Source organism: Sphingomonas echinoides ATCC 14820 (genome assembly GCF_000241465.1).
In the GTDB taxonomy this organism is placed as follows: Bacteria; Pseudomonadota; Alphaproteobacteria; order Sphingomonadales; family Sphingomonadaceae; genus Sphingomonas; species Sphingomonas echinoides.
In genome coordinates this window covers 2,720,498-2,727,211 of the sequence record NZ_JH584235.1, presented here as the reverse complement: position 1 = coordinate 2,727,211, position 6,714 = coordinate 2,720,498, and the positions used below count along the sequence as shown (strand labels likewise).

Genomic DNA, 6,714 nt, shown 5'->3' with positions numbered 1-6,714 from the left:
CTGCCCGCGAAAACCCCGGAAATCTGCGGGTTTAGCGGTCCTTAACGGCTTCCGGGATAAGGGCTTCGGAATGGACGCCCTTGCCGAATCTTCGAATCCCCCGGCCGAATCGCTGTCGAATCAGGTGCGTAGCGCCGTGATCTGGCGGTCGGGCAGCCAGATTCTCGCCCAGATCGTGCAATGGGCCTCCACCTTTCTCGTGATTCGGATCCTCGACCCGCACGATTATGGCCTGTTTGCGATGACCGGGGTGGTCCTCGTCTTTCTCAACATGCTCAACGGCTATGGGCTCGCGAGCGGGTTGATCCAGAAAGCCGAGATCACCGCGCGCGACGTCCGCCAATTGTTCGGCATGTTGCTGCTGCTCAACGGCGTGCTTGCTGCGGCGCAGGTGTTCCTGCTCGCGCCCGCCGCCGCGGCATATTATCGCCAGCCGATCGTCGCGCACCTGCTGCAGGTCCAGGCGCTGCTCTATCTGACCACCCCGTTCATTGCGCTGCCCTACGCGCTGCTGTCACGCACGCTGGAATTCAAGCTGCAGGCGCGGGTGAACATTCTTGCATCGATTGCCAGTGCCAGCGCGGCGCTTGGCGGTGCGCTCGCGGGATTGGGCGTGTGGACCCTCGTGCTGGCCCCACTGGTTTTGTTCAGCGTCCGCGCGATCGGCATGACGATCGTCGCCAAATCGCTGGTATGGCCGAGCTTCGATTTCCGCGGCGCGGGCACGCTGGCGCGCTATGGTGGGGTGATGGCGGTCGGCCAGCTCTTCTGGTTCGCGCAAAGCCAGGCCGACGTGTTCATAGCCGGGCGGCATTTCACCCCGCACACGCTCGGCATCTACACCGAGAGCCTGTTCCTGACCCAGGTGTTCGTATCGAAATTCGTGCCACCGCTGAACGAAGTCGCCTTTTCGGCCTATGCGCGGATCCAGCATGATCGCGCTTTGGTCGCCGCCGCTTTTGCGCGATCGGTGCGGATCATCATGCTCGCAGCCCTCCCTTTCTATTTCGGCCTGGCCGCCACCGCCGAGCCGCTGGTGCTGACTGTGCTCGGCGAAAAGTGGCGCGAGGCCGCGCCCGTCGTGCATTTGCTGGCGCTGGCCATGCCGTTCATGACGCTGCAGGTGTTGTTGCAGCCAGCGTGCGACGCGTGCGGACGGCCGGGGATCGGTGCGCGCAACGGCGCGGGCGGCGCGCTGGTGCTGACCATCGCGTTTCTGATCGGCGTGCATTGGGGGGCGACCGGCCTCGCCACCGCGTGGATCTGTGGCTATCCGGTCTATCTTGGCATCAGCCTGTGGCGATCGCTGCCGGTGATCGGGGCCTCTCCGCGCGCGATCGCCGATGCCATCACGCCCGCGTTGCTCGCGGCGCTGGCGATGGCATTGGCGGTGACGCTGGTCGACGATGCCTTGCCCGCGATGCATCCCTTCCCGCGCCTTGCGCTGTTGGTGGCGGTCGGCGCGGGCGTCTATGGTGGCTGGCTCGCGCTGTTTGCGCGCGGCGTGGTGCGCGAAATGATCGCGGTGGTGCGCAAGCAGCCCGCGCCGCTCGCGCCCGCCTAAGCCGACTGAATGTAGCTGCGCATCGCCTCGGCATCGGCCTCGATCCGGTCGATGCGATATTTGACGAGATCGCCGATCGAGACGAAGCCGATCACCCTATCCCCCTCGACCACGGGCAAATGGCGGATTCGCCGCCGCGTCATCAGCGATAGCGCACCGATCACCGCCTCGCCCGGCGTCACGGTGATCGGCGGCGCGGTCATCGTATCGCCGACGCTGCGCGCCATCGCGTCTGCGCCATAAGCGTGGATCGCATGAATCACGTCGCGTTCGGAAAAGATGCCGACGACGCGGTTGCCCTCCATCACCGGCACCGCGCCGACGCGGCGCGTCGCCAGCACCGCCACCGCGTCGCCAACGCTGTGCTGCGCGGTGATCGAAATGACCTCACGGCCCTTATTGCCCAGGATTGCTGCGATCGTCATCGGCTCTCTCCTACTGCGCTCGTCATTCGAGTCTCTCAGGCGCTTGAGGATTTCACGTTTCGCGCTCTATGGGAAGCAATGACGATTCCGCCCGGCCTTGATGATCCCGATTACGCGGCCTTCGCCTGGACACGCTTTCGCCGCATCCTCGGCTGGATGGCGGTGCTGGCGGCGGTGTTCATCGTCGCGGCGATCGTGGTGCTGCAGCATGTTTATGGCCCGATGGGGTGGGTCGCGATCCTCGCGGTGATCGGCGGCGCGGGCGGATCGATCATGCTGAGCGCGGTGCTGATGGGGCTGATCTTCCTCAGCTCGGGTTCGGGCCATGATGAATCGGTCGATCGGCGGGATTGAGCGCGATGGGGCTTACCTCGACCCGTTCGTTTCGAGCGAAGTCGAGAAACAGCCGCAAGCGCTGTGCCTGGTTTCTCGACTTCGCTCGAAACGAACGGAGCTGGTGAAAGATCACCCGATTCTAATCGCGATCCTTGATGCGATAGCTGAAGCTGCGGCTGCCATTGGCGGGGATCTCCACCGACCACACCGCTTTGCCATCCTTGCGCGTCAGCGTCTCGGTCATGCGCGCCATGCGCGGCAGATCCTCGCCCGCAAAGCGCGCCTCGAAGCGGACGGGATAGGGATTGGCGTTGCGTGCGGTCAGGCGATATGCTTCCCAACCTTTCCCGCTTTCAGGATTGGTGCTTTCGATCGTCACTTGCGTGGCCTCGGCGACGCCGGCTTCGACCTCTTCGCCCACCGCCTTGTCGGCAATCGCGCCCTCGCCGATCAACAGCGCGGTGTCGCCGCGCGGCTGGAACAAGGCGACCGGGCCCGCAGGAAGCGGCACGCCCAGCCCCTGATCGGTCCGGTTGCGCAGGCGCAACGTTATCCGGGGCGCGTCGGCATCGCCATTGCTGTCGACCGTCGAGACATAGACGATGCTGACCGGCACAGCCGCGCGATCGAGCAAGGCCACCTGCTTTTGCGCGAGCGCGGCGACGGTGGTGCGATCGGGCACGCGGTAAAGTTTCAGGTCGCCGAGATCTTCCTGCTGGACCATCGCGCGCCGTAAGCGGGTGCCCGTGACGACGACGTCCATCTCCATCGGTGCTGGTGCTGGTGCAGGCGGCGGCGGCGCAAACACCATCGCCGGTGCGGCGACGATCGGCTGCGCAAAACAGCGGAAGGTGAGCGATTCGTCGGGGACATTCCACGCCGGATTGGGGGCGCTGTCCTCCCGCTTCACCGCGCCCGCCACCACCATCGTCTCGGCATTAGCGAAGCTGGTGGTGTCGCTGCTGGCCAGCGTCACCCACGCGAGCAGATCGGCGCTTTGGCCATCGGGGCGCAGCGTCGCGACATAATTGGCCTGCCAGTCAAACCCCCAGGCGAGATAGGACAGCGTCACGGTGACGCTCGCTGCGGCGGGCGAATCGAGCTCGACCGACAGCGTTAGCTTGGCAGCAAGCGTAGGGGGCACGCGGTTATAGACCAGCGCATCCTGCGATGGCGCGCAATCGGCGGCGATGAAGCCGTCGCGCGTCTGCAGGATCGCAGCACCATCCGGCCCCGAACGGAGGATCGCTTCCTCCTCGACGATGCGCTTGGCGATCGTCCGCCGGATCGTCACCGGACGGCCAAAGCTGCCCGCGTAAAGGCTGCGCGGCGAGAGCAGATCGGCATCGAGATTTTTCTCGCGCACGCCGTGCGGCAGGCCTGTGACGATCGCGCTTTCGGGCAGAATCCCCGCCGCCACACCTTCAAAGCGCAGCGTCGTCCGCCCCGCCGGGATGGTCACGCGGCGCTGTTCGGTGATCAGCGCATAGCCTTGCAGCCAGGCGCGATCGATCGCCTGATCGGGCGCACGCCGGGGGGCACGGTAGATCGTCACGGCAACGCGGTCGGGCGCGGGCGACACCGTCTGCGCGGTCGCCGCGCTCGCCAGCGCGCCGACCAGCAGTGCCACCATCCAGCGCAGCACGCGCCGCACCGCGATCAGAACCGCGTGTCGAAGGTCGCGGTGACGCTCGCCGTTCCGTTGGCGGGGATGGCGACTTGCCACACCGCCTCATCGGCATCGACGCGCGTGCTCGGCTGGCTTTCGTCGGTGATCTTGGTGTCGTGCCACCAGCCATCAAGACCGGCCTGGGCGAGTTCCACTGTCACGCCCTGCGCGCGCGCATTGGTGAGGGTATAGCGCATCGTCGTGCGCCAGCGTTCACCCGAAATCCGCTCGCGCTTTTCGACCACGGGCAGGATCTTCACATCGAACGCTTCGCCGGTCTTGAGCGCGAGCTTCGATCCCATCGGCGTGTGCGGGATTTCGCTTTCGCCGATGAATTGCGGCGCACCGCGCGCATCGCGCATATAGACGCGCACCGTGCCAGCGGGCAGCGCATCGCCGAGGCCGCCCTCGCGCGACGAACTGAACCTCAGCACCGTGTCAACGCTGACCGCCTCGTCCAGCTTTTGCAGCCAGGGGCTGCGATAGAAATAGGTTTTGGCCGCCGGTGCCCCGGCCACGTCGAGGAAGCTGACTTGCTTGGTCTGTGCATTGGCGATCGTGGTGCGCTCAGCCAGTGGATAGAGATAGAAGTCGCCAAGTTGCTCACGGCGCGCCGCCTCGGTGCCGGGCTGGTTGCCGCGTGGGCCGGGCGTGCCACGCCCACCGTAAAAGCGCGGACGATTGCCGCCGTCGACCGTGCCGACCGCCCCCGCGACCAGCAGCGTCTTCGCGGCGTTGAAGGTGGTGCCGGTGGTGTTGGTCAGCGTGACCCAGCCCTGCACGTCGAGCTTGCCGGCTTTCTCATCGAACAAGGCGACATAGTCGGCCTTCCACCCCAGCCCGCGCGACAGATAGTTGAGTGTCGCCGGGCGCGTGCCTGCGTTCGCGCTGTCGAGCGTCACCGACAAGGTCGGCCGCGCGCGCAAATTGGCGGGAAGCGACGGGAACACCACACGGCCAGCATTGCTGTCGAGGATCTCGATGCGGTTGCCGACCTGGACGATCGTGCCGCCATTATTGGCGAGCACGCGGGCCGCCTCGCGCGTCTCGGCGCCAGTCGCCGGGTTGGTGCGCACCAGCGTCACGCTTTGGCCGACCGATTTGTTCATCAAGGTTTCGGGCGAGAGAAGGTCGTAATCGAAATTCTGCTCGACAATCCCGGCCCCGGCGGCGGTGAGCGTCACCGTCTCAGGGCGGATCTGCGCCGAGACGTCGGCGAACTCCTGCCGCGATCGACCGCGCGGCAGGGCCAATTGGCGGGTATCCTGGATCAGCGCGAGATTATTATTGTAGATGGTGACTGACAGGTCCCCCTGCGCGCTGCTCGCGACCAGGTCGGGGGCGACGCTTTGCGCGGTCGCCACGCCGGGCAGGCAGAGCATCGTCGTCGCCAGCCACATGCGCATGTCATCGCTCTCCCGTTATCGCGGGCCTAGGCTATGGATATAACAATGATGTTACAATCCCATCGTCAGGCCCGCGAGAAGGAGCCGCCGGTTACTCGCTTGGCGTGCTCGCCGTGCTGCCGGGTGGGCGACCGCGACGGCGGCGCGGCTTCTCGATCACTTCGCCCTCGCTGTCGGACTCGACGACGGCGGAGACGTTGAGCGACGGCGGCAGGCGATCGGCGGTGAAGCCGCTATCCTCGCCAGCGTCTTTCACCGCGGCAACCGCAACGGGCTCGCGCCGCGGACGGCCCCGGCCGCGGCGCGGTGCCTCGGCGACCGGCTCGACCGCCACCACGCCTTCAACGGCAGGCGCACCTTCAAACGGCACAACCGTTTCCGTCGGCACCGCAGCGTCGCTCGCCTCGGGGGTCCGCGCTACGCGGTCTTGCCGCTCATAGCGATCGCCACGCGGACGGCGCTCACCGCGCGCTTCGCGCGGCGCGTCGGCCTGCCGTTCATAACCGCCTTCACCGACTTCGCTGGCTTGCCCGTTGCCGTTCGCCCGGCCCCGTCCGCGATCGTCATAGCCCTGGCTTGCACCACGCGCTTCGGCTGCGCCATTCTGCGGCGCGGCATTCTGGTTGCCGTTTTGCGGATGGCCACCATTCTGGTTGTACGAACGATTGCCGTCCTGACGCCCATCCTGACGCCCATCCTGGCGGTTGCCGTCCTGACGATAGCCATTTTGCTGGCCGTTGCCGTTCTGGCCGCCACGCGGCTGGTCGCCGCGCGGCTGCTCCTGAACGCGCTCGCCCTCATCTTCATAATCGGGCTCGTCTTCATCGAGCGTCGCGCCCTGGATGCGGCGGGTCGATGGTGCGCCGCCATTTTCCTCAAAGCGCGCGCGGGTCTCGGCCAGCACGCGGAAGTAATGATCGGCAAATTGCAGATAATATTCGACGTTGACGCGGTCACCCTGCATCTGCGCGTCACGCGCGAGCGTCTTATATTTCTCGAGCAATTGGGCGGCATTGCCGCGCGCGCGATTGTCGATGCGATTGCCGGTGTCCTGACGACCCGGATTGCCACCCGACGAGCGCTGCTGCTGCCCGCCACGGCCGCGACGGCGGCCGGCCTGACGATTATTGATCAAGTTCTTGTTGTCCTGTGCTTGGAAACCAACCCGGCCGTGCTCCAACAAATCTGGATGCAAATGCCCCCGGCACCGCCGCCGACCATCGGCAACGCGCGCCCGCCACGGTCGCCGGACGACAGCGACTGCATGACTAAGGATGCAGGCTACAGCCCGTTTTCAACCAGTTGCGATGAAAA

6 protein-coding genes are annotated in these 6,714 nt (G+C 66.0%); 2 read left to right on the top strand and 4 right to left on the bottom strand.

Translation table 11 applies throughout. The features are described 5' to 3' along the window. Positions 1-70 precede the first annotated feature (70 nt). Complete coding sequence (locus tag ON00_RS12905; protein WP_010406344.1) at positions 71-1,564, top strand: lipopolysaccharide biosynthesis protein; 1,494 nt, start codon at positions 71-73, stop codon at positions 1,562-1,564. Here ON00_RS12905 and ON00_RS12900 read toward each other — a convergent pair. After that, positions 1,561-1,989, bottom strand: a complete 429-nt coding sequence (locus tag ON00_RS12900; RefSeq protein ID WP_010406343.1) for a CBS domain-containing protein — start codon at positions 1,987-1,989, stop codon at positions 1,561-1,563. The two genes, ON00_RS12905 and ON00_RS12900, sit on opposite strands and share 4 nt — an antisense overlap. A 78-nt stretch (positions 1,990-2,067) precedes the next feature. Between ON00_RS12900 and ON00_RS12895 the strand changes: the two genes are divergently transcribed. Then, entirely contained in the window at positions 2,068-2,343 is a 276-nt protein-coding gene (locus ON00_RS12895) for a hypothetical protein (protein WP_010406341.1), read from the top strand. 121 nt (positions 2,344-2,464) lie between these two features. Here ON00_RS12895 and ON00_RS12890 read toward each other — a convergent pair whose 3' ends face one another. The 3 genes from ON00_RS12890 to ON00_RS12880 all read right to left on the bottom strand — a co-directional run bounded on the left by ON00_RS12890 (position 2,465) and on the right by ON00_RS12880 (position 6,535). Beyond that, positions 2,465-4,051, bottom strand: coding sequence for a DUF4139 domain-containing protein (locus ON00_RS12890; protein ID WP_010406339.1), 1,587 nt, complete (start codon positions 4,049-4,051; stop codon positions 2,465-2,467). Next, positions 3,985-5,400: a DUF4139 domain-containing protein gene (locus ON00_RS12885; protein ID WP_010406337.1), complete on the bottom strand. Its 1,416-nt coding sequence runs from the start codon at positions 5,398-5,400 to the stop codon at positions 3,985-3,987. The genes ON00_RS12890 and ON00_RS12885 overlap by 67 nt, the downstream gene beginning before the upstream one ends. Before the next feature lie 91 nt (positions 5,401-5,491). Next, on the bottom strand, positions 5,492-6,535 hold the full coding sequence (locus ON00_RS12880; RefSeq protein ID WP_010406334.1) for a DUF4167 domain-containing protein: 1,044 nt from the start codon (positions 6,533-6,535) through the stop codon (positions 5,492-5,494). Between the last annotated feature and the right edge of the window lie 179 nt (positions 6,536-6,714).